Consider the following 26,381-nt stretch of genomic DNA (forward strand, 5'->3'; position numbering starts at 1 on the left):
AAAGAGAACACATGTTCGTGTAGTATGTACGCAAGGGATCCCGGCGGCAGAGGAGGTCGGCATGGCGTTCGATTTCAAGAAAGAGTACCGCGACCTCTATCAGGCCAAGACGAAGCCGGTGCGCGTCGAGGTGCCGGCGATGACGTTTGCCGCGGTCGCCGGTACGGGCGACCCCAACGAGGAGGGCGGCGCATACGCGCGGGCGCTTGCATTGCTCTATGGGTTCTCCTACACCGTGAAGATGGCGAAGATGGGTTCCTGGCAGCCTGACGGCTACTTCGATTATGTGGTGCCGCCGCTCGAGGGCCTGTGGTGGGGTGGTGCCGGGGCCTTTGATGGTACCGTTATCGCCGACAAGAGTGCCCCTGTCGTGGGTCTCGCTCATCAGACAGCCCGATTTCGTGACTCCCGATGTGTTCATTAAGGTTTGCGAGCTGCTCGTCCAGAAAAAGCCCGAGCTTGCTGTTCCGGTCGACCGGGGCGACCTACGCCTGGTCCGCTTCGCTGAAGGATCATGCGCTCAGGTTATGCATCGGGGGCCGTACGATGACGAGCCTGCGACCATCGCTAAGCTGTCGTCATTTATCGAGAGCGAAGGGCTGGTGACTGATATCGCCGAGGGCGGCGAGTCTCCGGCGGGGCATGAGGCGACGAGGGACTTCGATGCCACTGAGATGCTCGATGCGCTCGATGTGCATGGTGCTGTTCCCGCGGTTCGATTGCATCACGAGGTATATCTGGGGGACCCACGGCGTACGAAGCCCGAGAATCTCAAGACGGTGATTAGGCATCCGGTGAGCGCCCTCGTGTAGCGTGCGTTTGCCGGGTTTACGCTTGCCGGGCTTAGGCGGGGGTGTAGCGGAGCGTCTCGATGAATGCTGTCAGTGCAGTTCTAATCTTCGGGGGTATAGATGGACTACGCGCACATAGACGAACGCTTGCTCTCGCATGCCGGAGCATCGAGGGCGCTCCATGAGGCGTGGGGATGGATGGTGTATTGGGTGGGCGGCAAGCAGTTTGCCTGCGAGCTCGTTTCTGCACCAGAAGCCAAGAAGCCCTATGCCGGCAGGCATCTTCTTTCGCTCAAGTGCGACCCTGATCGCATTCGCGAACTGCGCGCGGAGTATCCGAACGCCGTGTTGCCTGGATATTATTCTGACGGACGCACCTGGATATCGGTGGATATCGATTGCGTTGGGCGGCCCGGTGGCCCGTCGGAGGACCTCGTGCTCGATCTGTGCGACATGAGCTACCGGCTTGTGTTTTCCAAGCTCACGAAGAGGGCACAGCGCGAGATTCTCGCCAATTGAAGCGATAGGCTGAACTGTCGAGGGCGCTTGGTTGCTTGCGGTGGGGGTGGCATGCCGTCGGGGTGTAGCGTACCCCGACGGAGGCGCGCGCCGCGAGGGCGTGACGGGTTGCGACGGGAGTGCGCGCCGCGAGGGCGTGACGGACCACAATGGGATGGCGTGTTGCGGGGGCGGCGTGCCGCGATGAAGGTAGCATGCCGAATTACGCAATAAGCACCTTAAATCGAGCCCTTATTGCGTAAAACAGCATGGGAGAGCACATTGGCCAGGAGAGAGATCGGGCTGGACAGGATGAAAGGTGCGTCAAGCATGAGGGGGGCCAGCCGGACAAAGGGGGCGGCAGGCTAAGCAAGCGGGAGCTGAAGCGTAACCCGGGCACCGCGGATGGAGCCATCAGGGTTCGTGAGGTTGGCGAGCTCAATGGTACCGTTATGGTTGCGAGCGGTTTCTGCGGCAGCAAAGAGCCCGATGCCATAATGTGTCCCCGATGCAGCGCCTGTGCGAGACGCGTCGTCGCGGAAGAAGCGCTCGCAACCATGTTCGAGGGCTGCAGGCGAGAAGCCTGGTCCGTCGTCTTCCACGTCGATGGCGAGCGCGCGAGCAGAACCCTTGTCATGCTCCGCAAGGCTAAATGCTATGCGCACTCGGCTTCGCGCATGGTCGACAGCGTTCGAGACAACATTGGCAACTGCGCGCTCAACCGCTTGGGCTTCAACGAAAACGCTCGCGCCTCCGAGGGCGTCGTCGCGTATGACGCGCAGTTCCACCCCCGTGGTCCGTGCGAGCGGGACGATCTCTCGTTCAAGATGCTCTGCCAAGCTGGCAGCATCGATGCGCCGCCTGGGTCCCTCGGCTGCCTTTCCACGCGATGCCTCTATGAGGAGCTGCACGTATCGATCGACCTGCTTGCAACCCTGCGCTGCATCCTGCGCAGCGGCGGCGACATCGGAAAAAGCGCTATTCGCCAGTTGATTGCAGGCACCAGGCTTCGTAAGGTCCTGCGTTTCCTCTGCAACAAATTCAGCGTTGGCTCGTACCACGGTGAGCGGTGTTTTGAGGTCGTGCGCGAGCGCTGCGATCTGGTCGCGTTGTGCTTGCTCGGCGCGCCAGCGCGCTTCAAGAGAATCTGCGAGCGAATAGCGCATGCGTTCCATCGCTGCAAGCACGTCGTCAATTTGGCGCACATTGCTTGTGCCCACAGCGAAATCGAGCTCCTCCTTTCCGATGCGCTCGGCCGCGTCTGTTAGCGGCAACATTTTGCCTGTTAGCACAGACGAGGCGCGTCGAGCGATGAGGGCAACCGCCAAAGCGCTTCCAGCACAGCCGGCCGCAATCATGAGGTTCTGCGGGTTAGGAAGTGTGTCGCGTAGCTCTCGTGTGGTGTATTCGGGCATGTAGGTGCTGGTGAGAATGCAGAACGTTCCGTCTGCGAGCTTGCCCACCGAATACGTGGTTCCTTCCATACCGAACGTTTGCGGGCTGCTTGTGCCCCCAGATCGAAAGTTGGCGGTGGCATCGAGCGTACGGCGTAGCCGTTCCGCCGAAAGGTCGGTGGCAAGCACCGTGCCATCATGGGCTACATGGGCATACCGATATGCAGAGGGAATGCTCGCCTCGTTTACCGATCCCGCCTCTTGTACCGCAGCAATGGCCTCGTTAGCATGGGCCGCGCCGTAATTCGCTGAATAGACGAGCCCGGCGTTGAGCGTCATGCTGAACGCCGTGAACGCAACGAGCCATACCCCCGCGAGGGCAGCGAGCACGTAGAAGAAGTAGCGTGCGATGAGGAAGGAGAGCGGTATACGCCATGCGCGGCGGGCACGCGCGTCGGCAACATCGGTCTTGCCGGTTCTTGCCCCATCGGCTCCCTCTTCACGGGTGCCTGCTACCCCGCGTTCCTCAAACACAGGCTGCTCTCCCCGGTCCTCGTTGCTGTTTACAGCTGCCACTTGTACCCCATTCCCCATACGGTCGCAATCGGGTCGGCTCCGGCGGCGGCGAGCTTCTTGCGCGCACGACTTACGTGCATGGAAATGGCTGCATCGTCCACTTCGCGCTCCCAACCGAAAAGCGCCTCGCAGATTTGCGCGCGGCTGAGCGCCTGACCGGGATGGCGGGCAAGGTGCTCGCAGATTTCATATTCCGTGGGAGTAAGGGCGACGGGTGTGCCATCGACCGTGATCTGCCGAGCACCAAGGTCCAGGCGAACCGGGCCAAAGGCGATGGCATGCGTGTGCTCGCGCCGTTCCCGGCGCACGTGAGCGGCAACCTTCGCACGCAGCTCGGCCGCACCGAACGGCTTGCGTACGTAGTCGTCGGCGCCGAGGCCATAGCCGGTCACGGCATCTTCTTCGGCAACTTTGGCAGTGAGGAAGACGATGGGCCCGTCGAAGCGCGGCCGCAATTCGCGCACGAGCTCGAAGCCGTCGATGCCGGGCATCATCACATCGCATAAGATGAGGTCCGCTCGGGCAAGGTTCAGCTTTAGAGCGCTGGTGGGATCGGCGAGGCAGAGCACGTCGTGCCCGTCGCGCTTAAGGATGCGCTCGATTACATCGAGTATCGCTTGCTCGTCGTCGATCGCGATGATGCGCGCCACGTTCGCTCCTTTCTGCTGCGGTCGGTTCGCCGTGGTTCGTGAATCGTGGATACCCGGTGTCTGCGTTTCACGTGGTGCCCGCGTTTGACTCGTAGGCACCTGGCGTCTGTGGTTCATCGTGTTTCATGGTGCGCCAACATTCTAACGAAGCGATAACGATGGGAGAGGGCTCGCCCCATTTGCTCGATGCCGCCGCACGGTTGAAACAGTTCGAGGCTCGAGTCGGAAGGTTTTTGCCGATGGGCCGAGTAGCCGGCTGTAATGCGCAGCTGCCAACAGGGGTTTTGTTGATTGTGCGGTCGTGCCTACTCGGAGGTTCGCAAAAAACCTTCCGACTCGAGCTTCGAACTTGTTTTGCGATGGATTATCGCCGCTGCGATGCAGAAGAGGGTGCCGCAAGCGCCTCATGCGCTGCGAGCGGCACATCGTGTTCATCTATGGTCCGGTAACGCACGCCGGACCCACCATGGGCTTCGATTTGGAGCCATCCCTCGCCCGACGTCTTGCCCCCGTACGAAATAAGGGTAACTTCAACGGGCGAGCCATCGGCGTTGGCGCCCTGGACGCGGTAGACGTAGTTGGTACCGGCGCCGGTGGCATCGGCGTAGCTCTCGGTGAACGAATCGGGTTCTGGGGAGGCTGCCCAGACGGTCTCCTTGGGCATGAAGACGCGGTCGAACAACGAGCTCACCGCCACGCCCCAGCCGCCTCCACAGCCCGAGAGCAGGATACAGGCGAACAGCGCGGGAAGCAGGAGCGCGACAGCGCGGAAGCGGGCGGGGTTGGGCACGGCATGGGTGCAGGTGGGGTTGGCCATAGCACGGGCAGGATCTGGGTTAGGCATCGTTTCGTCCTCCTTCGAATCGGTTGAACCATGCTATGAGCGCAGCGAGCCCCGCTACGGTGAGCACGACCACTGCGATGGCGAGCGCCCCCGCAAGCGAACTGATTGTGGCGGCCTGGGCGGCATCCGTTGCCCGCGCAATGCCCGCTTCGATGGAGAGCGACCCGAGCCGTGCAGGCCAGGAGAAAGGAATCGGGCCGAGCACGCCTCCGCTTGCCGCCGTGAGCTCGCCGGTCATGAGGCCATGCGCCAGACCACCTACCGAGAAGAGCCCGATGCCGAGCCCTGCCGCACCTGCGCCGATAGCGGCATTCCGACCGCTCTGTAGGGAAATGGCGATGAAGAGCAGATAGAGTGGGGCGCTCCCCAAGCAGATTCCAGCGGTGGCCAAGCCGAGCGTTTCGGTGCCCAGCGAGAGCCTTCCGGCTAGGGCGAGCGCGCTGGCGAAGATGCTCATTGCGAGTAGCAGCGCGAGCGCGCCCGCCGCCCAGAGCACGGCTGCTTTGGCTGCGATGGCGACTGCACGCGAAGGAGCACCTGTGAGATTGGCGAGCCGTCCCGCCCGGCGCTCCTCGTCCATATTGAGCCCGCATACGATGCTCGCCATCAGCGGCATAAGCGCGCCAAGCAGCTGCACGTACGCGTCTGCGCCAAAGGCCGGATCCCACGGTGCGTAGGCGAAGTACGCCCCGCAGGCGATGCCGCCCGTGAGCGCGCAGACGAGGTGGACGGGTGCGAGCGGTGAGCGCGCGAGGCGAAGTGCCTCGGAACGCAAGGCGCGAGGGAGTGTCATGCGCTCTGTCCGAGCTTCGGCGAGAATGCTCATCAGCGAACCTCCTCAGATTGCGCGAACCATGCTGCGGATACGGCGGTGAGCAGGATAAACGTCAGTGCGGCAACGGCGATGCCCGCCCAGGTGAGCGTACCGTTCGCTGCCAGCGCACCGCCCAGCACGGTATCTGCGGCAAGGGGCTCGCCGCTCGGTAGCACGGGTATGAAGGCCGTGGGGATGACGGTGGTCGCCGAGGGCGGGAAGAGCTGCGGCACGGGGATGGCGCTCCAGGCGAACCCGCCCACAAGCTGAACGGCGAGCGGCAGGAAGATGCCCGCCAAGAGCCCGGCGCGGGCGGTGAGGAAAAGCCCAGCAGGTATCATCCACGCGCTCGTGATGGTGGTGGCAAGGGCCGCCAATGCCATGGTAAGCACCGCTGCAGTAGAAAGGCTTCCGCCGATGGCGAGCGCTGCGATGTACAGAGCGAGCACGACGAGGTTGGAGAGCCCCGAGAGCATGAGGCACCAGAGCGCCTTCGACCACCAGGCCTGCCCGAGCGGGGCTCCTGAACCGAGGAGCGGGCGATTGCGCATGCGTGCGTCGGCGTTGGCCACGCACCCGGTGAACAGGGCGATCGCTACCGGCATGAGGAGCACGTACCAGTAGTTCCAGGGCGAGAAACTCACGTTGCCGCTCGGTGCGGTAAGGAGTGCTATGAGTGGAAACGGTAGCGCCATGATGAGGGCGAGGCGCATGGGCGCGGCGTGCCGGGACTTGCGAACCTCCGCGGCAAGCGCCGAGCTAAGGGTGGCGCGGAGCGCCTGGGTGTCGGTCGAGGTGGCGCGGGGCGCCTGCGCGCTGGCACCCAAGCGGCCCGCGTCTGTTGCGTGGCATCGATCTGTGAAAGCCATCACGCCACCTCCCTCTGCCGAGAAGCCCTTCCGTACCTGCAGACATCCATGAAGAGCTGCTCGAGGTCCTGGCCTTTGTGCAACCGGTCCTCATAGGCAAGCCTGCCCTCGTGGATGATGCCCACCGAATCTGCCATCTGCTGCACCTCCGAAAGGATGTGGCTCGAGACGAGGACCGTGATGCCGCGCGCCGCAAAGCCGCGGATGGTGTCGCGGAGTTCCTCGATGCCAATGGGGTCGAGGCCGTTCGTAGGCTCGTCCAAGATGAGCAGATGCGGGTGCGCGAGCAGGGCGAGCGCGATTCCCAGTCGTTGCTTCATGCCCATGGAGAAACGGCCCGCGCGCTTGCTGCCCACGTTGCCGAGACCCACTTCGGCAAGCACCTCGTCGATACGCTCCTCAGGCAGGCCGAGGAGCGTCGTGCGGACGCGCAGGTTCTCCCTTGCAGAGAGATTGGGGTAGAGCGGCGCCTCTTCGATGAGGGAGCCGATGCGGTAGAGGTCGTCGCGCTGCCACGGGTGGCCGTCGATGAGGATTTGCCCTGCCGAGGGGCGAAGCATTCCGCAGATCATCTTGAGTGTCGTGGACTTGCCCGCGCCGTTTGGCCCGAGGAGGCCGTACACTTCGCCCTCTTTGATGTGGAGGTTCACACTGGCCACGGCTGTTTGGGCGTGGTCGCCGCGGCCGAACTGTTTGGTGAGCCCGCGTGTTTCGAGCATGAACGCCATGGAGGTCCTTTCTATTCGCGTGCCGCTTCCTGACGTTTCCTATGCTCGCGGGCAACTATAACGAAGCCATAACGGTCTTTTATCTGTTTGTGTGGCGCGGGCCATGGGCGCGCCGTGCGCTCTTTCGAGCCCTGCTCGTGGGCTGCCTTGCAAGTTTCGGAAGAGCGCCGGGGCCGCTCCCACAGGCAGCTGATGGGTGCCAAAACCGCCGGAATGTCTCCGAAGAGCGCCAGGGTGTCTATCCCGCATACAGCCAATGCCACTACCTCCCCGCAAGGCCGCGGTCCTAAAGCCCCCCGATGGGTACCATGAGGCGTAGAGATTGATGCCATATGGAGGTGCGGCGATGGCGAAGGTCTGGACAGTTTTGGGTGATCGGCTGACACCTGCGGAAAAGTTGGCGCCGCATGGCGCTCGAACGGCAGAGCCGGAGGGCATGGCACGGCCATCTCGCGTGCCGACGGTTATGATTGTCGGCCCCGAGCATGCCGCCGACTATGAGTTCGGTCGGGTGGGCATGGAGGTCGTCGCCCAGCTTCCACATGCAGCGATGCCGTTCGCTGAGGTGGGCGATACGTGTGCTGTGGGTGTGGTGGTGCTTCCCCCTGCAGGTAGGAGGGCTGCAGAGGCTCCGCGTTTCGCCTTTTCTCTCACATCGAGCGAGCTCGTCATCGTTGATGGCGACGGCGTCTGCGCGCCGGTGCTCAACGCGCTGTCCTCAGACGATGTCGCGGTGGAAAGCTGCGCCGACGTTCTTTGTTGCCTGCTTGCCGAGCCGTTGCGCGAGCAGCCCGAGCTCCTCTCTCGCGTGCGCGCGGATTTCGAGGAGTTCGAGCAGTTGCTTTTGGAGGGGCGAGAGCGTATCGACCGAGCGAAAATGATGGCCGATTCTCGCCGAATGCTCGGGCTAGATACGTTTTACCAGGGACTTTCCGATATAACGGGCCTTTTGGGCGGGGAAGATGCAGCCTTCATGAGCCCGGTTTCCCGCGCGCGCTTTGCGGCGCTCTCACGTCAGCTCGACCGCCTGTCCGCGCGGCTTGAATCGCTGCAGAACTATGCGCTGCAGGTCAACGGCCTCTATCAAGAGGGAATTGATATCCGGCAGAACAACGTGATGCAGTGGCTCACCGTGGTCACGACGATTGCCATGCCGCTCACGGTGATAACCGGATGGTACGGCATGAACTTCCCGCATATGGGCCTCATCGATGCTGCGGGCGGCTACCTGCTAGTGGCGTGTGTCTGCATCGTCATAGTCGTTGCAGAGGTGGTGTTCTTCTACCGACGCGGATGGCTGAGATTCGGAAGTCGCCGCCGCAGGCGCTAGGAATTCGCCTCGCTGCTGGCAGGCAGTCGGTCCAGTCGCGGGCGCCAACGGCCCGTGTGGACGCAGTCCCAGGCGCGGGTGGCCGGCGCTAGCTGCCGACGTCCCTCAGGCGCGGGCGGCCGGCGCTTCATCGTAGACGCCAGCAATTCGCATTCTGCCCTTCCGAGCGTCGCATATCTCGAGACTGGAGCTCAGATTGGGCCTTCTCCCGCGAGTTATGCGACGCTTTTCGGCAGCTCCGGTATCCGCGTAAACCATTTTATACGGCGTGGAATCTTCTCACAGGCTACTGGTTACCGCACCTCGTACGGCGTGCCCTCTCCGCTGGTGAACGCTAGCAGCGCCTCGACGTTGGTGCGCACCATCTGCTCCACGTCCTCGGCAGTGTAGAACGCCATGTGGGGCGAGACGACAACGTTGGGCAGAGCCATGAGGATGGCGCGCTCTCGGTTGGCGAGCACGTCAAGGCTTCGATCGAGGTAGTAGAGGCCGGCCTCATGCTCGATGGTGTCGAGCGCGGCGCCTCCCAAACTCCCCTGTTCGAGCGCGGTGATAAGGGCATCGGTATCCACCAACATACCGCGAGCGGCGTTTATCAGCACCGCGTCGGGCTTCATGAGCGCGAGCTCGGCGGCGCCGATCATGTGGCGGTTTTCCGCGAGTCCAGGTGCATGGAGCGTCACCACATCGGATTCTGAGAGCAGCTCCTCCAACTCCACGTACTCGGCCATCGCGCGCACGTCGTCACGCGGGAACGGGTCGCATGCCAGCACCCGGCAGCCGAATCCGGTGAGTTCTCGAATCACGCACGATCCGATGGCGCCTGTGCCCACTACGCCCACGGTGCAGGATCCCAAGCTGCGCCCAAGTTTGCCCTCGAGCCCGAAGTTCTGCACTCCGGCATGGCGAAACACCTGCTTGGCGCGGCGGAGGGCCATCAGCATGAGCATGATGGTGTAATCTGCAACGCCTTCGGGCGGATAGGCGGCATGAGCCACGCGCATGCCGAGCGAGCGGGCATGGTCCACATCAATGTGATCGTAGCCGATGGAGCGCGTGGCGATGGCGCGGATGCCGAGCTCGTGATAGCGGTCGAGGAGCTCGGCCGTCATGGGGTTGGTGATGATGGTGAGCGCGTCCGCGCCGGCGGAGAGCGAGGCGTTCTCCAGCGTGGGATATTCGCTCGTCCAGTCGAACTCGATGTTCAGCTCGTGGCAGGCGCGCTCAAGGTAAGCGAGCTCGTCGAACGGGCGCAGGGCAAACGCGAAGATCTTCATAGCGCTCCTTAGGGCGATTGGATGGATGGTAGAGGCTGGCTGTGCTGCCAGCGCGCGGGCCGGCATGCGGCAGGCTGGCGAGCAACATGGCAACCGCGCCGTCCCATCATAGCGCGCTTGCGCATTATGAATCCCTTAGCAAATACTGTTCAAATTCAAAGAAAGAGCACAAAAAGGAAGAGCGCCAAGCGTGGCGTTCCGATTGTGACGATTTGCACAGTGGGCGCGGTAATACGGGCTTTATAGTAGAGCATAGCGAAGCGGCTCATATGCGCGGAGTGAGGAGATAAGGCCGATGGACAGCGCATGGATTAAGGACGTGTGCCTTGCGTGGGAGGGCAATGACCCTTCCGAGCTGCTGGAAAACTTGATGGCGCACGAGCAATGCCCGGCGTTTGGGCCGGTGCACCACGCGCTTGTTGGAGCAGCGTTGTTGGCCTGCGCTCGGGCGGGAGAACGCGATGCCGCCAAGCGTGACGAGCTGACGGCTGAGCTTGACGAACTTGGGCAGCGCGCCGTCTGCGTCCCTGGCGCGGCATGCGCGAAGTGGGGCGTGTGCGGTGCCGTCGCCTCGTGCGGCATGGCGTTTGCCATCGTGGCGGGTAACGCCCCGCTACGGCGTGAAGGCTGGAGCGAGGGACAGCTCATGGTTGCCGATATTCTGCAGCATATCGCTCGGGCGGGCGCACCTCGGTGCTGCAAGCGCGACGCGCGGATCGCGGTTCGCGCGGCGGTCCCGTGGTTCAACCGGGAGTTGGGAACGCGGCTTGAGTTGAGTGGCGCTGACCCTTCATGCGCGGTGTCTGAGGCGAACAGTGCATGCTTGCGCGGTGCATGCCCATACTATTCGGCGAAATAGGCTGTGCTCCGAACGGCGTAGCGAGATGGATTGCCGTGCTGGGTGCGCAGGCCGAGTGGAGGCAGACCAGGGAATACAAGATCGTCGAGTTGCCGGCGTTTCGCTTCGCTGAACGTAGTGCATATAGTGAGATTTGGGTTCCCGTGCGGCGTGAGTAAGCGTGGATTGCATAGGTTCGGTCCGCATGAATGCGGCCTTCAGGGCGGCTTGCTTCGAGGGCTTCTTCGCGCAGCTCCAGTACGACAAGCTCTCTAGTGCAAGCAGCCGCTCCTACTGTCTGCTCGAAAACATGCCAGCTCAGCATAGTTGCACAAATCTTTTGGCATGCCATTTTCGCATGGCTGCGCGCTCGCCAAACCGGTTCGATGGTACAGTTGCCGCGGTCCGACACCTCAAGATTCGAAGGGATCCGCGTGGAACTCGCAAAGCGCATCAAGGAGCATCGCGAGCGGCTGGGGATGTCCCAGGGAGAGCTGGCGAAGGCAGTGTTCGTGACACGGAACACCATCTCGAACTGGGAGACGGATCGAACGTACCCCGACGTGCAGAGCCTGCTCCTCCTGAGCAATATCTTTGGTGTGAGCATCGATGCGCTGGTGAGGGAGGATTCGCCTGAGATGCGCGAGGCCCTTGCCGCGGGCTCGAAGAGGATGCGTCGTCTTGGAATCATCATGACGGCATTCGGTCTTGCCTGCTTGGCGTGGGTGATAGCCGGAATCATCATGGATCTGGACGTCCCGTGCATCGTGATCCCCGCCGTGGTTCTGTTCGCTCCCGCATCGGTTGCTGCGTTTCGAGTCGACAAGATGCGTCATGACAACCAGCTGTACGCGTACCAGTCGGTGGAGGCGTACCTAGCGGGCGAAGACCCCGATGTGAACAGCCGCTTCAACCAGCGTGCCGGCGAGCACTGGGTCGCGCGGCGGATCGCGCTCACCGTTCTGTTGATTATCGTAGGTCTTTGCTGCGGGTGGGGAGCCGCCGGCATAGTTCTCAGATTCGTAGGGTGATGGCCCGCCGGCGAGAAAGGCTCCGTCCCCGGTTTGCCGCGCGCTTGCGTCGCCCCGCTTCGGATTGCTTTGCCTCCAGATCCGAGCCACCTCGTCTCGAGCCAGCCTTCGCTTCGTGGAATCTCCTGGGTGTGGGAAATGCCCAGTGCGATTGCTGCTGTCCACCTACAGAAAGGAACAACCATGGCACACGATCGTTTCGTCGAGGTCTACTCCCAGGGAGTAACCAACGTTCGCAAGATTATTGTCGACACGCAAACCGGGGTGAACTACCTGCTGATGTCTTCCAACATGACGGGCGGTAGCGGCATCACCCTTCTGGTAGACGCCGACGGTAAGCCAGTGGTCACGCCGATCGACGCAGACGACCCGGTAGCGATGGGCCAGCTGCTCAACAGGGAATAGCTGATGCCGGCGCCCATCGCAACGCGGTGGGCGCTGTATCGCGAGCACCATGCTTGTCGGCTGGCGGCCTGGAAAACGCCTGCGAGTCGTTCTCCGGATGCAAGCGCATACGAGATTGCAACTTTTGGGCACTTTATCGAGAGTGTCCCGAGTATAAGCCGGGTTTGCCAATGGCCATCAACCGTTCTACCAGCGCTTTTCTTTCGGGCCATTTTGCTTGTACTTGGCGGCGCGCACGTTAAGTGCCCAAAAGTTGAAACCTTGTAAGAGGAGGGGGCATTGAGGGCGCGTGGTTGGTAAATCGCGCGGCCGGTATGTCTATGTACGCTCGATGTATTGAAGAGAGGGAGGCTGGGGCTTCAGCCGTCCCATGCTTGACCTTTCCGCTGCGGCAAGGTGCACTATGGTTGTAGGGAGGTGTGGCATGGGAAAACGAGGTATGGGGCGCAGCGGCGCGAGCTATACGGTGGGCCAGTTGGCCAAGCTCGCCGGCGTGAGCGCGCGCACGCTCAGGTACTACGAGGAGGAGGGGCTACTCCGTCCTTCGCGCGCGGAGAGCGGGTATCGTGTGTACGCCGCCAGCGATGCCAAGCGCTTGGCGTACATCCTGTCCATGCGGGCCTGCGGCTTGCCGGTGGCTACGATTCACAGCTTGCTGGAGAACGATGAGGGAGATCTCCGCCATGTGCTCCATGCGCACCTTCTTACTCTGAGCGCGCAGAGAGATTCGCTGGACGAGGCGATTGAACGCACTGAAGCGGCAATTGCCGCAATCGAAAGGATCGAGCAGATGAACGAGAACGATGCCTTCGAGGCGCTGAAGGGCGAAAGGATTGCGGAGAACGAGCGTGCGTATGGTCACGAGGCACGGGCGCGCTGGGGCGATAAAGCGGTAGATGCGGCGAATGAGCGCTTGCGGGCCGCTTCGCGCGAGGAATGGGATTCGCTCGAGCGGCTGGGCGATGAAATTAACAGGCAGCTCGCGATTGCCATGGCAACGGGCGACCCGGCGGGCGAGGAGGCGCGGCGGCTCGCGCACATGCACGCACAGTGGATCGAGGGGCATTGGGGTGCCGGGCGCTACACGCCCGAGGCGCATCGAGGCTTGGCGCAGATGTATCTAGCCGACGACCGATTCCGCTCGTATTACGACGATGCTGTCGGCGCGGGAGCAACGGAGTTCCTCGTCAAAGCATTAGAGGCATGCTTGCCGTAGCTCGGTAAAATCGTGCCCGTCCGTACCGAGATTGTGCGGGCGGGCACCAATGCGTTCACGAGTTCCGGGCAGAGCAATCGCGCTTGCTACTCCGCTTCATCGCCGATTTCGCCCTGCAAGCGTATCTTGTAGGATAGCTTGACCACGAGCAGGGCCACCGAGAGGAACACGAGCGTTGCGGCAGCCGCTGCCATGGCCTCAAGGCTCACGAGCGCCCCAACGAACATGGCGATCACGGCAAGCGCGGGCATGATCTGGACGAACGACCGCGCTATCTCCCGTTCCATGTGGGCCTGAAGCTCATCGTTCTCCTTTGCATGGAGGTGGCGAAGCGCCCGGTCGTCCGAAAGCGCGCGGCGCAGGTCAACGATGTTTTTGATGGTGACCACGGCGGCGACCGTGCAAAGCCCCATCACAGCCCCCAAGAGGAAGGCCGACGTGCTCGTCGTGCCGTTTAGGGCAGGGAGGTTTTCGGTCGCCGTGAGCGCGCCGCCCATGACGAGCACGATGCAGATGGCTGCTGCAGACAGAGTTTCGCGGCGGAGACGCCTGGCGGCATCTTCACGCAGGGATTCGATGGTGGTCTTCATGGACGGGCCCCTTTCTTTTGTTCTTCGAAGTGCTGGGCTAGCCGGCGGGTTGCCGGATCGAATGGCTACAGTTCCTCATCTATTTCGGAAAAATCAAATACTTCCTCGATGGTGAGTCCAAAATAGCGGGCGATTTTGTATGCGAGCGGAAGCGACGCGGTGTATTTGCCCACCTCGATAGAGGTGATGGTTTGGCGCGTCGTGCCCACGGCGTCGGCAAGCTCGGCCTGGCTGAGCTTTTGCGCCCGCCGGAGTTCGCGGATACGGCTCCTCATGGTCTCCCTTCCTCGGCTGATTGCAATTGATAGTGCAAAGCTCGCTTTGCAAGATAAGCATAGTATACTTTGCAAAAGATGACAAGTAAACTTTGCATTTTTTTTCTCGCACTAGGGGTCAAAACGGGACGGGGTTGTTTTGACTCATTCGAATGAGAGGCGGGGCCGATCGTTCGCCCGACGATTCAAAATGGTCACGACTCAAAATGGCACGACTCAAAATGGGACGGGTCTGTTTTGACTCATTCGGGCGAGAATCAGGGCCGACGGTTCGCCCAGCGAGCCAGCTTCCAGGAATGACGCCGCCGGAGGAGCGCCGGCATGACGGTCGCCGGAGGAGCTCCGGCGTGACGGTCGTCGCGGGTGGCTTTACGACGGCTATGACCGCAGGATCTTTTCCATGGCGCGCCCGCGGGCGAGCTCGTCTACCAATTTGTCCAGATAGCGCGCATTCTGCTCGACCGGATCTTCAATCGCAGAGACGTCTACGCCGCAGATTTTACCGGTGATAAGGGAACGATTGGGGTTGAGCCGCGGCGCCGACGCGAAGAACTGCTCGTAGGTGGCGTCCGCTTCAAGCTGCGCCTGAAGCCCCGCTGCATCGTATCCGGTAAGCCAGAAGAGAACTTGGTCGACCTCCTCCTTAGTGCGGCCCTTGCGCTCTGCCTTCTGCACGAGCAGCGGGTAGACCTTGGCAAACGACATCTGCGCAATCTGCATGCGAGCCATGGCAGTTCCTTTCAGTCAAGGCGGGTCGAGCCGGCGGGGCAAGCCGGGTCGAGCCGGGGCTAAGGGGGTCAATCCGGGCCGAGCCGGGGCCGAGCCGGCGGGCCGAGCCGGGACGGGCCATCGCCCCTCATTCCGGAGAGAATCAAGGCTGTCAGCCAAGCGTACCATGCGCGGGTCCACAGCGGTTGTGTCGCGCTCGGGGGGGGTGCTATCATGAGCAGACATATTGTTCAGCAAGAGGAGGCATCCGTGGAACTCCCCTCACGCCGTCTTGACCCGCGCATGCTGCGGGCATGGTATGCCGGATCGCTTGCACTCATGGTGGGAACCGTGGCGGTAGGCCTCGTTGCTATGCTCATTGTCCGTCATTTCGGGGGTCCTATCTTGGTCCCGCTCATCATCATGGGCGTTGCGCTCGTCGTTGAGCTGGCGGATATGGCAATTAGCCCGCGCGTTGAGTATGCGACGTGGCGATTTGACGTGACGCCCACCGATGTTGACCTCTACCACGGCGTTTTCGTTAAGAAGCGCGTAATCGTTCCCCTCGTTCGCGTACAGCATGTCGAGACCAAGCAGGGGCCGATCCTCAAGGCGAACGGTTTGGCCGCCGTGCGTATCTCAACGGCGGGGGAGAGCTTTGAGATTCCCGGGCTCGCCGAAGACGATGCGCGGATGCTGCGCGACCGCGTTGCGGAGCTCGCGCGTCTTGCCAAAGAGGACGTATAGAACATGGCCGGGCAGGACGATAAGAAGCGCGCGCATGCGAGCGAGGAGGCGCCGGCGCGGCTGGAATCAGATTGCAAGACGCTTCCGGTGGGAACTCCTGCGGCAAAAGCGGCTCATGCGGCAGAGAAGGCCCGCAGCGCGGGTTCGAACCGGACCCTGGAGCACCTTGGACGCGAGGTAGAGCGCCTTGCGAATCCGAGGAACTCCCTTTTTGAAGAGGCGGGTATTCCGCTTTCCGGGGTGCATCGGGGAAGCGCGCTTTCGCTCATCACGGGTGCGGTGAGCGGCTTGGGCGTTGCGTTCGGCGTGTCGCTCGTGGCGATCGTTCGGACGGTTGGCGGTAACGTTGCAAAGGACCTGCCCGGCGTCATTGCCATCGCGATCGCCATCGTTGCATTGAGTGTGGTGAGCTCGGTTATAACATGGCGCACGCGCACTTGGGAGCTAACCGATGCGGGCATCATGTTGAGGAGCGGGCTTGTCACGTCCAGGCAGTTGCAGGTTCCGTACGAGCACATCCACACGGTAAATATGTCGTCTAACTTGGTTGAGCGCGTGCTCGGCCTTATGACGCTCGACCTAGATACAGGTGCGGCGAGTTCGGAGGGCGAGGCAACGCGCATCAGGGGCCTGCAAGCGGGCATGGCCGAGGCGCTGCGAGAAGAGCTTTTCCGGCGCAAGGCGGCGGTGTTGGCGGATCAGGGGTTGGACGCACGAGCCGCTGCTGCGGATACAAGCGCCGGAGCGGATGATGAGGCCTCGCCGACCACCCCGGCGCCCTCGCCCGACGCATGCTATACGCTTACGACCGCCCAGCTCGTGTTCGCGGCCCTTACCGAGGCACGCGTCGTGGCCCAGGCGGTGGCATTTCTCATCCTCATCGTCCAGGGTATCAACCTCTTGCAGGAAAGCGAGCTCGTTAACCTTTCAGATGTGGCAGGAGATATTGCGGTGCTTCCCGTTGCGTTGCTCATTGGTGTCGCAGCGCTCTTGCTCGCTTTGGCGTTGATTGTTGGGTTCGCGATCTCGTTTGTCATGAGCTTGATTGGGTATGCGGGATACCGGGCGGAACGCGCGGCCGGGCGCATCTCGGTCGAGCGCGGTTTGCTCAGCCGTACGTCTCATACGGTTGCGCTGGAGCGCATCCAGTCGATTAACATTCGACAGGGGCTCATTCGGCAGCTCATAGGCTATGCGGAGGTGCGCGCGTCTGTAGTGGGGGCTATCGGGTCTTCGGATGAGACATCCACTGCCGACGGCGTGGTGCTGCACCCGTTCATTCGCGTGACCGAGGTCGAAGCGTTCCTGGCGTCTATCGCTCCAGATTTCTCGGCGGCCGAAACAGTCAAAACGGGACGGGTTTGTTTTGACTCATCTTCCGAGGAGCTCGAAGAGATCGGCCTGGTGCGGCTTCCTCGAGCGGCGGCGCGGAGGTTGGCGTTCCGTACGGCGATGAAGTTCCTGGCGCTTGCCGTTGCACTTGCGGGCGTGGGGGTCTTTCTGGCGCGCGTGCTGCTAGCGGGTGAATCTTGGAGTATGGTGCGTTTGGCGGTCGGCGCGCTTCTTGTCGTCATGGGGGTCGCGGTCGTTGCACGGATGATACTGAGCGCCGTTCTTCGCTACCGCGATAGCCGCATCGGTCACGACCGCACGCGGTTCGTGATGGTTTTGGGCGGCGTTAAACGCCGGACCGAAGTGGTGCTACGCGCGCGCCTCCAACACGCGACCGCTTCGGCGAGCCCTTTCCAGCAGAGGGTGCAGGTTGCGACGTTCATGACGAGGACCGCTGCAACGGGCGATCTCGCGCTGCGCGATGTTTCGGCAGCCGATGCCGATGCGCTGCTTGCTTGGATTCGCCCGCGTAGAGGTGCCGGTGCGGCGAAACCTGTTGATGCGGCGGCTTCTCGAAAGGATTCTCAAGAGGGATGAGAGGCCCTGCCCCGGCTTCTATCAATTGCTTTTGTATGCGGATGATAACACGCTGCGCTATTTCAGCGGGCCCTGAAACAGCTCTTGGTGCGACCCCATGCGCACGAGCCTGATAACAGGGTTGGAGCGGTGAGGCATGAATAGGACAAGGACATCAACCATGCCGTCGGCGAGATGGAACTCCATGTGCCCGTTGTAGTTTCCTCCCGGATTGGCAAGCTGGTGAAGCCGGTACATTGCGGGAAGCGTTCCCGTGGCGGCAAGTTCTCGAAGAGCGGCTCTGAGTTCCGATTTTAGAGCAGGGTGTTTTCGCATCACTTGCCTATAGTCGGCAATAAATTGCGGCTCAGGTTTCAGCTCGAACATGCTTACGCCTCGTCAAGGTAAGCGAGAAGGTCATCGACGTCGGTGAAAGTCGGCGTATCATCGGGAATGATGCCGAGTTCCCTTGCTTCGGCTGCTATCATTGCGCGACGTGTTGCCTCGTTTGGCGCGGGATCGGGCGCTTCGATATCGAATGGAATGCGGCGCTTGATGATGAGCTGGCGGGCAGCAAGATTGAAGTACCCGCTGAGCGAAAGACCAAGGGTGTCGAGGATTTCCGTTGTTTCTTGCTTGACGGCATCATCCAAAGTAATAGTTGTCGTTGCCATGGCAATCACCTCTGGTATATAGAAGATATATTGAATATACCTCAATCATATGTATATATACATCACTTCTGAATTTCAGTGAGAGATTAATGGATCCCATTATTGACCAATGCTCAATCAAGGACTACCATGAGGCCTGACAAGGAGGCGATGGTATGGCCCGAACGGTTAAAGATCCCGAGGAGCGCAGACGCGAGCTTTTGGCGTGTGCCATGCGGCTGTTTGCCGAGAAAGGCTATGATAACGTGTCGGTTCGTGCGGTCGCGCGGGAGGCAGGCGTGGCATCGGGGCTTGCGTACCACTACTTCGATTCCAAGCAGGCGCTCTTCGATGCGGCGATTGAGGAATACGCACGTCAGTGCGCGGAACGGTTCTGCTCGATTTTTTCCGACCGCTCGCTTTCGCTGGATGAGCAGCTTGACCTAGCCTTCGACCTGGGAACTAAGAGGGAGGCGTTTCCGTATGCCGATTTCTTCCATGCGAGCGAGCACGGTGCGCTTCACGAGCGGCTCTCTCTCGGCATCTGCGAAGCGGTGCGGCCCAGCCTGACCGCCGCGCTCGAGCGCGATGCGGCAACACGCGGCATGTCGGCGCCCGATGCCGAGATGCTTGCCGGGATGCTCGTATACGGAAGCATCGGGCTTGCGTCGGATGGGCACGAGTTGGGTGAGCAGACGAGACGGGCAGCGCGCCGCTACGTAGCGGCCCTTATAAAGGAGTTCCGGCACATCGGCGAGCGCAAAGGATAGGAGATTTGCCCGAGTCCTTAGGCTTGGGCTTTTCTTGCACGTAACAATTGAGCAATGTTCAACAGAAAGGATGAGAGATGGACGAGGGTATCGACAAGCAAGCGGGCGAGAGCGGGGCAGAGGTCTCGGGACAGCTCGACGCGCGCGCGGAGAAGGGCGAAATGCCTGCCCCGCGGCGGTCCAGCATGCACGGGTGCAGGGGAGAAGCGCCGGCCCCGCGGCGGCTCAACGTGCACGGGCGCAGGGGCAGCAAGCCCGATTCGGAGCAGCTCAAAGCTCGTTCAAAAGCGGCTTTTGACGAGCAGGCGCCGATATACGACGAGGGCATGCAAGGGGACCATGCCCGTGCGCTCTATCCCTGTATTCTCGATGAGGCGCACCGAGCTCTGGAAGGCATCCCCGCCCCCAGCGTGCTGGACGTGGGCTGTGGGACCGGGATGCTGTCCGAGCAGCTGCTAAGCGTATTCCCTTCCTGCCACCTTACCGGCATCGATCTTTCGCCTGCCATGGTAGAGCGTGCGCGAGCGCGCCTTGCGGGCAGGGCAGAGGTCCGCGAGGCCGATGCGGAGCGTCTGCCCTTTCATGATGGAGTCTTCGACCTTGTGGTATGCAACGATTCGTTCCATCACTATCCCGATCCAGATCGCGCGGCGTTTCAGATGTGGCGCGTTCTCAGAAAAGGCGGGGCGCTGGTACTGGGCGACGTGTGGCAGCCAGCGCCCGCACGCGCGGTGATGAATGCCTGGATGCCCCTCTCTCACGAGGGGGATGTGCGCATATACTCGGAGACGGAGCTTCGCGCGATTCTGGGAACATGGTTCCAGCGAGTGCGCTGGAGCCGGATTGGGCTCACGGGGTGCCTTGTGGTCGCAAGCAAGGGCTGAATGCCTGAACTGCGGAACAATCGACCATGTGCGAGCATGTTTCGCCTTCACGCTCCAAGATAGTCGAGGACCGGTTGCAGGTAAGCGCGGTTCGTGCCGTCGAATCCTTGCTTCATGGACTCGAGGGCAAAGGCGATGCGCGGATCGGTTTCAGCTGCTTTGGCCTGCATGCGGAAGAATGCCCGCATGGCCAGCTTGTCGAGCGTGCAAAGCCGGTCAAAATCAAAGCCGCCCTGGCAATAGAAGTGCTTGAGCGCGGAATACCGCTCGTGGGGAAAGGCGCGCTCAAACGCCTCGTCGGTATCGCTTTGCGGCCAGTCTTCGCTCGGCATGGGGTACGCGCCCACGCCGACGACGACATAGCGTTTGCCCGGCTGCGCATCCATGAGGCCGCGCAGCCATTTTGCGCCCTTGAGCCCGCCGGCATGGAACCAGCTAAGGAAGACGAGCGTATCGGCACCGGACGCTGCTGCCTCGTCACGCCTCTCGAATGGAAGGGCTTCCGTGCCGAGCGACTCAGCGAGCCATCGAGCATAGGTCCTGGTGTACCCCGTTTGGGAGCAGTAGACGACGGCGGTGATCATGCGTGCTCCTTTCAGATGCGGTGCTCACTTTGGAATGCGTCGAGGTGCTTGGCGATAAACCGACGGGCGTCGTCCCACGGCATCTCCTCTGAGAGCGCTAGGAACACCGCTCCGTGGAATTGCCTAGCGGCAAGCTCCGTATCGCAGGGGCCGAGGTATCCGCGTGCGATGAGCTGGGCGAAGATCGCCTCCTGCAGCTGGATTGGCCTCGTGATGAATATCGTGCGGTAGAGCTGAAAGATGCTTGGGTCGGCGTGTCGCTCCGCTTCGAGGATGTGTCGCAGCTTGATGATGGCCGGGTCTGAAAAGAACGGTTCGTAGCTGGCGAGGACGGTTGAGAGCAGTCGGTTGGAGTCGTCGGTTGCATATGCTGCCGCGTTGTCCTCGGGATGAGCGAGGGCCTGGTGGCTGCGCAGCAGGTTGGTGAGCCGCTCGAGCTGCAACGAGACCGTCGCGTCGAACAGGTCGCGTTTGCTGGAAAAATGGTTGTAGAGAGAAGCATCCTTCATCCCCGCCCCATGGGCGATGTCGCGCATGGTCGAGGCGGTGTAGCCTTTTTCTGCGAATACGTCGAGCGCCCGCTCGCAGATAAGGGCCTTGGTGTCGCGCGTTGGTCCCGCTGGTCGCCCCATGGCGCTCCTTTCTTAAAACTATCAATTACTAGTTTATTAGGAAAGGCGCGTGAGTCAAGGGAATGTCGGGGTAGGTGCGCAAAGTCTTGCTAGGCGGTGCGCATGGCCGAGCGGCGCCCCTAGCAGAGAGGGGCCTATGGCCGAGCGGGTCCCATCGTCGGACGGCGCGTATGGCAGAGTGGCCTATGTGGCCGGGTGGCGCGCGTGCCCGAGTGGCCTAAGTAGCCGAGCGGCTCGCATGGCCGATCGGGTTCACAAACTTGACGAGTGGTGCGCACAAACTTGCTGAAGTTACGCATTTCCAGGCACTCAGCAAGTTTGTGCGCAGCACTCGACAAGTTTTTGCGCGCTCCTGCTTGGGATGGGGCTGCGACATGAGCCGGCTCGCTGCCGGGACGGCACTGGTAGCCGGCCCGCTACCGGAGGCGGCATCGCAGGCTGCGCATAACCGGCAGAGAGCACGGTACCGGTTAGGTTTCCCTCGGCATCGCCACCAACCGGCGCTCCATCGGCAATGCGAACGTTTATGGGGCTGAGTGCAAAACGATCGAGTCTATGAACCGAGCGCGATACCGCCGAGCCAGCCCCAGCGTGGTTCGGCCATGACGCCGTATACCGACGCCCACAGCTCGAACGGGGCGTCTACGAGGCGCCCGTCTGTGCAATGCCGTACACGGCTGTCGCCAAGATAAAGACCAACATGGCCCCATGAGCGTCCACCCGCGCCATAGGGGTGTGCGGGTACGGCGACGATCATACCCACGCGTAGACATCGCGTGTCGGAGCTTTGGCACCAGGCGTGATAGAGGGCGGACGCATCGCCGGTAACCACACCGAGCCCCATGCGAAGGAAGACGCGCTCAACCCAGGCGGCGCATTGGTCCGCCTCTGCTGCGGGCGTGGCGTGGGCAAGGGCAACGAGGTCGCGCTGACGTGCAGAGGCATCCATGAGCGCTTGCGGCTTGCGTTCGGGATCGACGGCGCGCCACGCCGGTTGGTGGTAGATGGTGAGCGGTTCTGCCTCTATTACGTTTGGCTGCTGTGCGTCACGCGTGTGTTCGAAGTGCTGGTGGCTACGGTTGCGGTTGCGATGGGTGCCATCAGGTGCTTGCATGAGCAGCCCGCGCTCTGCGAGCATGGCGAGCGTCCTTCGGCGTAAAGCCTCCTCACGTGAATCGCGCACACCCGGTGTTGGCGTTTCATCGTTCTCCCCGCGGCGTACATCATGCGTTAGCGCGTTGCCTGAATCGTTCACACCCGGTGTTGGCGTTTCATCAGCCGGCAGGGGCTTGCACATGGGGGTCTCGGGCCGGTGTGTGGCGGGATGTTGCGGCATGGCCCTCGCTTCGCTCGACATTCGGGGCGTGAGCCCGGGTTAACGGAACGGTTCTCACTTTATCTTCTGGCCGATCGGGATTGCAACTTTTGGGCACTTTGGGGCGGGGGGTCCGGGTAGCCATGCCTCGGCAGGGAGGGCGCCGGCCGCCTGAGCTGCGCCTTTCTCTTCCCCTCGTTCGCCTGTACTTGCCCGCAGTGCGAGCGAGTGGCCAAAAGTTGAAATCTCTCTTGGCGGGATGCTTCCTGCGTCCAATAATCAGTATTTTCCTAGGGTGAATAGCCGAAAGAGATCGCGGCGTTCGCATATGGCAGTTGACACTTACATACCAATGGTATGTAATGTGGTTACAACGTGTGAGTAGATCGCGAGAGGTCCGGTGAGGGCGGGTCGCGAAAGAGACCCGGTGGGCTTTGAACGGGGCGTGGCATGCAGGTGCCTTGCCGCGTAAGAGGAGGAGTCGATGGCGCGCAACAAGTATCCCGAGGAGACCGTTCGCCGCATTCTCGATGTGGCTGAAGAGCTCTTCTATACGAAGGGTTATGAGCACACCACCATGGCGGATATCGTTGATGGCCTTGGGGGCCTTACCAAGGGTGCCGTCTACCATCATTTCAAGAGTAAAGAGGAGATTTTCGAGGCCGTGTTCGAGAGGGCGAACAGACCGGTGTACGAGCGATCGGATGCGATTCTTGCCGACCGTTCGCTTACGGGTTTGGAGAAGTTCCGCGCTCTCGACAAGGCGTCTTCCGAGGGTCCTTCAGTCGATATGTGGCACGCGATGAAGCCTTCATCTGATCCCGTTCAGAACCCGCGCCTCATCGCGCAGGAGTTCGTTGATGCCATGGATACGGCGCACCGCTATGTTGAGCCGGTGATTCGCGAGGGCATGGCGGATGGGTCCATCGCGGCGGAGCACCCGCGCGAGGTAGCCGAAGTGCTGATACTTTTGGCGAATCTCTGGCTCGTGCCAATGTTCAACCCGTTGCCGGCAGACGATCGCGAGGCGTACCAGCGCCGCGTCCAAACGTTCCTGCGCGTTTCGCATGCGGTCGGTGTTGATCTGGTCGACTGGAAATCCCTTGACCAAAAACGTGTTGGGAAGGTAGCGGAGGAAGAGGGCTGGGCGAGCTGGCGCTGGGCGCAGAGGGAGCCTTGGGCCGGCGGCGGGGAGGAACCCGCTGCTGGCATGGTAGTCGGGAAGGAGCCCGTTGCTGGAGCGACGGCCGGGGAGGGGTCCGCTGCCGCTGCAGCTTCCGAGGAAGGGGCCGCTACTGGTACGGCGGCCAGCCCCGCTGCCGTCGGGGAGGAACCTGCTGGTTGCCCCAGGGAGACGGATTCGTAGCATCTCATCTTGCAACCAGTGGTTGGTGGATGCAACCGCGTCCGCCCCATATGGTTGTAATCGCGGGAGGAGGCCGCTACAAGCGGCTTTCTTTCGACCGTATTTACATACCAACCGAATGTATGAAAGAGAAAGGAATGTATCATGGAAAGAAGGCGCAGGGAAGCGCGGGCTCCGCACGAGGTTCCGCAGGCGCTTCATGACGAGCCAAAAACCGGTTCCCAAAGCCGTTTGCTTACGCCGGGGTTTCGCGCCATCGTGGTGGCGCAGGTGTTCTCGCTCCTTGGTATTGAGATCCTGCAGTTCGTGCTTCCGCTCCATCTGCTCAACCTGACTGGATCGGGCACGCTGTACGGGGGAGTGGTCGCAGCCGGCTTCGTTCCCTATATCGCCCTGTCGCCGGTGGGCGGCGTCATTGCCGACCGTACCCGCAAGCGCGGGGTCATGGCCGCGCTCGACGCCGTTCTCGCGTTTATCATGCTCGGCTACCTTGCCTGTTCGGGGTCCCAACACCTCGTGGGAATCACCGTGTTCGTGCTCATGGTCGCCTTCGCAGCTCAGGCCATCTACCATCCCTGCGTGCAGTCTGCTCTCCCGCTCGTGGTCCCCACCGAGCGCATCCCGCAGGCCACGGCCGTCGCAAACCAGGTGAGCATGATTACGGGTATTGGCGGGCCGGTAATCGGCGGCATGGTGTTCGGATTCTTTGGCTTGGCACCCATCGTAGTGGTCGCAGCGGTGTCGTTTGCCGTCTCGAGCGCGCTGGTGCTTGCATTCGTGCGCATTCCGTACGAGCCGCCGGTCCGGACCGAGGGTGTGCTGCGCACAGCCGCCGGCGACATCCGCGATGCGCTGCATTTCCTGCGCATGCGGCCTGTGCTCTGGCAGATTATCGCCGCCGCCACGCTGATAAACCTCTTCGGATCGTCGTTCATCAACATCGGCACGCCCTATATCGTGACCGAGTCGCTTGGACTCTCGAACCAGCTCATGGGCATCGCACAGGGGGCTCTTGCCGTGGGCGGGCTTCTGGGCGGCGCGCTCGTGGTGTTCATGTCGGAGCGCTTCACGGTGAAGGCCACGCCGCGTCTCGTTGGGCTTGCGGCGGCAGGTATCGGGGCCGTGGCGGTTGTGCTGCTCGTTGCGGGGGAGCCCTACGTTGCGTTCGCGGGCATGCTCGCGAGCTATCTCTGGGTGATGGTGTGCTGCATGGCCGCGTCGATCCTTATGACGTCGTATCTGCAGATGGAGACGCCGGACGAGCTCACCGGCAAAGTGATGGGGCTCGCGATGATGTTCGGTAATCTGGCTACTCCCGCGGGGCAGATAGCGTACGGTGCGGCGTTCGACCTTGCGAGCCCATGGTTCGTCGCTGCGCTGGCGGCGGTGGCAACGGCGCTTGTGGCGGTGCCCATGTCGCGCTCCTTCCGCCGCGGGGAATGAGCCTCGCGGCAGCGGTGCGTTCGCAGCGAATGAATCGCCAACACCGGGTGTCTGCGATTCACGTATTGGGTGCTTGCGAATCGCGCGGGGGGCAGATTGCGGGCGGGCTTGGATTCACGCCTCGTAGTGGGCGCGCCAGAACGACACGGCGAGCTGGGTGCGGTTGCTAAGCTGCATTTTGGAGAGAATCGAAGAGATGTGGTTGCGCACCGTGCCCTCGCCCATATAGGCCGCAGCGGCGATTTCGCGATTGTCGAGCCCGTCGGCCACGAGGCGCGCGACCTCGTACTCCCGATCGGTGAGACAGCGGAACGCGGCGGGTCGCTCAAAGGCCGCGGAATGAAGATCCGCCTCGGCCGGTGCGTCCATGCTAGAGAGGCCTGCTGAACACGCAGGCGTGCCGGCAGTTGCAGGCGTGCCATCCGCTGTGGAGAAGCCAGTGGTTTCCGGAGCGCCGCCGGCGTGCCGGGCATGGTGGAGCTCGGCCTCGAGCGTGCGGTTGCGGTCTTGGAGCGAGCGCGTCCTGAGGGCAAGGTCATCGCGTATGCGGTTGAAGGTGCCGAGCCGCGCGAGCAGGCGGTTGGTGCGCAGGGCGAGCAGCGCGGCGAGCCCGCATGAAGCGAGGACGAGGAGAACGGACGAAAGCTGCGGGTGCCAGGCCACCACGGATACGGCAAGCAAGCCTGCGACGATGCCCGGCGCGCCGCGAACAACGCCCGGCTCGTGGATTTCGCGCATGGCGTCATAGAGTGCGAGGGGCATGAAGTAAAGGCCCGGTTGGGCGGCAAGCGCGACGACGCCATAGGCGATCGGTGCGACAGCCCGCAGCCGTGCGGGGAGCGCGTGCTCGAGCGCTGCGGCGGAGATGGCGAGCAGCACCATGGCAACGCCCGGCGCAGAAAGCAGCGCGGCCCCTCCCGCCTCGCCCGCGAGTGCGTCCCCGGTGAGCAGGCACACGAGGCAGGCGATGAATACGGCGCATTTGTCGGTCATTCGTTCCATGCGCTCCATAGTAGCAAATGCGCGAAGTCGCGCAGCAAAGGTGGTGGGACCGCGCCGGCCTAGCATCTCAGAACAATCAATGTACCTGCGAAAACAGTACTTCGTGACATTTGTCACTAGTTGCGGGAAGCGATCTTATGCATTATGGGTGGCAACGCGGGGCCGCTGTCCGCGGCGCCGCAACCCGCCGGCGCGATTTCGTGTGCCGCCGCGGCGCCGCAACGGCCGGCTGCGAAGCCGCGC

General features: G+C 62.1%; 30 protein-coding genes. 14 read left to right on the forward strand and 16 right to left on the reverse strand.

The genetic code is table 11. From position 1 onward, the window contains the following. Positions 1–61 precede the first annotated feature (61 nt). From HGEM_RS10405 to HGEM_RS01895, 3 genes are all read left to right on the forward strand, one after another. Positions 62–424, forward strand: coding sequence for a GyrI-like domain-containing protein (locus HGEM_RS10405; RefSeq protein ID WP_230197203.1), 363 nt, complete (start codon positions 62–64; stop codon positions 422–424). Next, entirely contained in the window at positions 414–812 is a 399-nt protein-coding gene (locus HGEM_RS10410) for a GyrI-like domain-containing protein (protein WP_230197204.1), read from the forward strand. The genes HGEM_RS10405 and HGEM_RS10410 overlap by 11 nt, the downstream gene beginning before the upstream one ends. A 99-nt stretch (positions 813–911) precedes the next feature. Continuing rightward, a complete protein-coding gene (locus HGEM_RS01895; protein ID WP_035100559.1) occupies positions 912–1,310 on the forward strand; it encodes an MmcQ/YjbR family DNA-binding protein in 399 nt (132 codons plus the stop codon). A gap of 344 nt (positions 1,311–1,654) precedes the next feature. Here the strand turns inward: HGEM_RS01895 and HGEM_RS01900 are convergent, their stop codons facing one another. The 6 genes from HGEM_RS01900 to HGEM_RS01925 all read right to left on the reverse strand — a co-directional run bounded on the left by HGEM_RS01900 (position 1,655) and on the right by HGEM_RS01925 (position 7,164). Beyond that, entirely contained in the window at positions 1,655–3,259 is a 1,605-nt protein-coding gene (locus HGEM_RS01900) for a sensor histidine kinase (RefSeq protein ID WP_019127709.1), read from the reverse strand. Continuing rightward, positions 3,247–3,909 carry a response regulator transcription factor gene (locus HGEM_RS01905; RefSeq protein ID WP_019127710.1) on the reverse strand — a complete coding sequence of 221 codons (663 nt, stop codon included), beginning with the start codon at positions 3,907–3,909 and terminating at the stop codon, positions 3,247–3,249. The genes HGEM_RS01900 and HGEM_RS01905 overlap by 13 nt, the downstream gene beginning before the upstream one ends. A gap of 364 nt (positions 3,910–4,273) precedes the next feature. After that, the gene (locus HGEM_RS01910) at positions 4,274–4,753 is read right to left on the reverse strand and encodes a hypothetical protein (RefSeq protein WP_019127711.1); all 480 of its coding nucleotides are present in this window, start codon (positions 4,751–4,753) and stop codon (positions 4,274–4,276) included. Beyond that, positions 4,746–5,579: an ABC-2 family transporter permease gene (locus tag HGEM_RS01915; protein WP_019127712.1), complete on the reverse strand. Its 834-nt coding sequence runs from the start codon at positions 5,577–5,579 to the stop codon at positions 4,746–4,748. The genes HGEM_RS01910 and HGEM_RS01915 overlap by 8 nt, the downstream gene beginning before the upstream one ends. Next, entirely contained in the window at positions 5,579–6,436 is an 858-nt protein-coding gene (locus HGEM_RS01920; RefSeq protein ID WP_019127713.1) for a lantibiotic immunity ABC transporter MutE/EpiE family permease subunit, read from the reverse strand. Before HGEM_RS01920 ends, HGEM_RS01915 begins: the two co-directional genes overlap by 1 nt. Next, on the reverse strand, positions 6,436–7,164 hold the full coding sequence (locus HGEM_RS01925; RefSeq protein ID WP_019127714.1) for a lantibiotic protection ABC transporter ATP-binding protein: 729 nt from the start codon (positions 7,162–7,164) through the stop codon (positions 6,436–6,438). Before HGEM_RS01925 ends, HGEM_RS01920 begins: the two co-directional genes overlap by 1 nt. Before the next feature lie 436 nt (positions 7,165–7,600). On the opposite strand from HGEM_RS01925, the gene HGEM_RS01930 reads away from it, so the two are divergent. Next, positions 7,601–8,494, forward strand: a complete 894-nt coding sequence (locus HGEM_RS01930) for a CorA family divalent cation transporter (RefSeq protein ID WP_195891230.1) — start codon at positions 7,601–7,603, stop codon at positions 8,492–8,494. Between the two features lie 293 nt (positions 8,495–8,787). Here the strand turns inward: HGEM_RS01930 and HGEM_RS01935 are convergent, their stop codons facing one another. Next, positions 8,788–9,771, reverse strand: coding sequence for a D-isomer specific 2-hydroxyacid dehydrogenase family protein (locus tag HGEM_RS01935; protein ID WP_019127716.1), 984 nt, complete (start codon positions 9,769–9,771; stop codon positions 8,788–8,790). A gap of 295 nt (positions 9,772–10,066) precedes the next feature. On the opposite strand from HGEM_RS01935, the gene HGEM_RS01940 reads away from it, so the two are divergent. The 4 genes from HGEM_RS01940 (at position 10,067) to HGEM_RS01955 (ending at position 13,261) form a co-directional block, all read left to right on the forward strand. Continuing rightward, complete coding sequence (locus HGEM_RS01940; RefSeq protein ID WP_019127717.1) at positions 10,067–10,630, forward strand: DUF5714 domain-containing protein; 564 nt, start codon at positions 10,067–10,069, stop codon at positions 10,628–10,630. A 413-nt stretch (positions 10,631–11,043) separates the two neighbouring features. Beyond that, a complete protein-coding gene (locus HGEM_RS01945) occupies positions 11,044–11,640 on the forward strand; it encodes a helix-turn-helix transcriptional regulator (RefSeq protein WP_019127718.1) in 597 nt (198 codons plus the stop codon). Positions 11,641–11,823: 183 nt separating this feature from the next. Then, a complete protein-coding gene (locus HGEM_RS01950) occupies positions 11,824–12,045 on the forward strand; it encodes a DUF6440 family protein (protein WP_019127719.1) in 222 nt (73 codons plus the stop codon). 424 nt (positions 12,046–12,469) lie between these two features. Then, the gene (locus HGEM_RS01955) at positions 12,470–13,261 is read left to right on the forward strand and encodes a MerR family transcriptional regulator (protein WP_051008424.1); all 792 of its coding nucleotides are present in this window, start codon (positions 12,470–12,472) and stop codon (positions 13,259–13,261) included. Between the two features lie 86 nt (positions 13,262–13,347). On the opposite strand, the gene HGEM_RS01960 is transcribed toward HGEM_RS01955, so the two are convergent. From HGEM_RS01960 to HGEM_RS01970, 3 genes are all read right to left on the reverse strand, one after another. Continuing rightward, positions 13,348–13,851: a hypothetical protein gene (locus tag HGEM_RS01960; RefSeq protein ID WP_019127721.1), complete on the reverse strand. Its 504-nt coding sequence runs from the start codon at positions 13,849–13,851 to the stop codon at positions 13,348–13,350. A 65-nt stretch (positions 13,852–13,916) separates the two neighbouring features. Further along, on the reverse strand, positions 13,917–14,126 hold the full coding sequence (locus HGEM_RS01965; protein ID WP_019127722.1) for a helix-turn-helix transcriptional regulator: 210 nt from the start codon (positions 14,124–14,126) through the stop codon (positions 13,917–13,919). Positions 14,127–14,504: 378 nt separating this feature from the next. Further along, on the reverse strand, positions 14,505–14,855 hold the full coding sequence (locus HGEM_RS01970) for a DUF2200 domain-containing protein (protein WP_019127723.1): 351 nt from the start codon (positions 14,853–14,855) through the stop codon (positions 14,505–14,507). A gap of 249 nt (positions 14,856–15,104) precedes the next feature. Between HGEM_RS01970 and HGEM_RS01975 the strand changes: the two genes are divergently transcribed. Both HGEM_RS01975 and HGEM_RS01980 read left to right on the forward strand, forming a co-directional pair. Next, complete coding sequence (locus tag HGEM_RS01975) at positions 15,105–15,581, forward strand: PH domain-containing protein (RefSeq protein ID WP_019127724.1); 477 nt, start codon at positions 15,105–15,107, stop codon at positions 15,579–15,581. 3 nt (positions 15,582–15,584) lie between these two features. Beyond that, positions 15,585–17,510, forward strand: a complete 1,926-nt coding sequence (locus tag HGEM_RS01980) for a PH domain-containing protein (RefSeq protein ID WP_019127725.1) — start codon at positions 15,585–15,587, stop codon at positions 17,508–17,510. Positions 17,511–17,567: 57 nt separating this feature from the next. Here the strand turns inward: HGEM_RS01980 and HGEM_RS01985 are convergent, their stop codons facing one another. Then, the gene (locus HGEM_RS01985; protein ID WP_019127726.1) at positions 17,568–17,876 is read right to left on the reverse strand and encodes a type II toxin-antitoxin system RelE/ParE family toxin; all 309 of its coding nucleotides are present in this window, start codon (positions 17,874–17,876) and stop codon (positions 17,568–17,570) included. A 2-nt stretch (positions 17,877–17,878) separates the two neighbouring features. After that, positions 17,879–18,163 (reverse strand): type II toxin-antitoxin system RelB/DinJ family antitoxin, encoded by a 285-nt coding sequence (locus HGEM_RS01990; RefSeq protein ID WP_019127727.1) that lies wholly within the window; start codon positions 18,161–18,163, stop codon positions 17,879–17,881. Positions 18,164–18,318: 155 nt separating this feature from the next. Between HGEM_RS01990 and HGEM_RS01995 the strand changes: the two genes are divergently transcribed. Together HGEM_RS01995 and HGEM_RS02000 are read left to right on the forward strand one after the other, a co-directional pair. Beyond that, the gene (locus HGEM_RS01995; RefSeq protein ID WP_019127728.1) at positions 18,319–18,912 is read left to right on the forward strand and encodes a TetR/AcrR family transcriptional regulator; all 594 of its coding nucleotides are present in this window, start codon (positions 18,319–18,321) and stop codon (positions 18,910–18,912) included. A 77-nt stretch (positions 18,913–18,989) separates the two neighbouring features. Beyond that, on the forward strand, positions 18,990–19,796 hold the full coding sequence (locus tag HGEM_RS02000) for a class I SAM-dependent methyltransferase (RefSeq protein WP_019127729.1): 807 nt from the start codon (positions 18,990–18,992) through the stop codon (positions 19,794–19,796). Positions 19,797–19,843: 47 nt separating this feature from the next. On the opposite strand, the gene HGEM_RS02005 is transcribed toward HGEM_RS02000, so the two are convergent. The 3 genes from HGEM_RS02005 to HGEM_RS02015 all read right to left on the reverse strand — a co-directional run bounded on the left by HGEM_RS02005 (position 19,844) and on the right by HGEM_RS02015 (position 22,150). After that, entirely contained in the window at positions 19,844–20,380 is a 537-nt protein-coding gene (locus HGEM_RS02005) for a flavodoxin family protein (protein WP_019127730.1), read from the reverse strand. 11 nt (positions 20,381–20,391) lie between these two features. Further along, positions 20,392–21,012: a TetR/AcrR family transcriptional regulator gene (locus tag HGEM_RS02010; protein ID WP_019127731.1), complete on the reverse strand. Its 621-nt coding sequence runs from the start codon at positions 21,010–21,012 to the stop codon at positions 20,392–20,394. A gap of 553 nt (positions 21,013–21,565) precedes the next feature. Further along, entirely contained in the window at positions 21,566–22,150 is a 585-nt protein-coding gene (locus HGEM_RS02015) for a hypothetical protein (RefSeq protein WP_019127732.1), read from the reverse strand. 661 nt (positions 22,151–22,811) lie between these two features. Between HGEM_RS02015 and HGEM_RS02020 the strand changes: the two genes are divergently transcribed. After that, a complete protein-coding gene (locus HGEM_RS02020) occupies positions 22,812–23,693 on the forward strand; it encodes a TetR/AcrR family transcriptional regulator (RefSeq protein WP_019127733.1) in 882 nt (293 codons plus the stop codon). Positions 23,694–23,837: 144 nt separating this feature from the next. After that, positions 23,838–25,136, forward strand: a complete 1,299-nt coding sequence (locus HGEM_RS02025; protein ID WP_019127734.1) for an MFS transporter — start codon at positions 23,838–23,840, stop codon at positions 25,134–25,136. 114 nt (positions 25,137–25,250) lie between these two features. On the opposite strand, the gene HGEM_RS09890 is transcribed toward HGEM_RS02025, so the two are convergent. After that, positions 25,251–26,138, reverse strand: coding sequence for a helix-turn-helix transcriptional regulator (locus tag HGEM_RS09890; RefSeq protein WP_230197205.1), 888 nt, complete (start codon positions 26,136–26,138; stop codon positions 25,251–25,253). Positions 26,139–26,381 lie beyond the last annotated feature (243 nt).

Source organism: Enorma massiliensis phI, from assembly GCF_000311845.1.
Lineage (GTDB): Bacteria > Actinomycetota > Coriobacteriia > Coriobacteriales > Coriobacteriaceae > Enorma > Enorma massiliensis.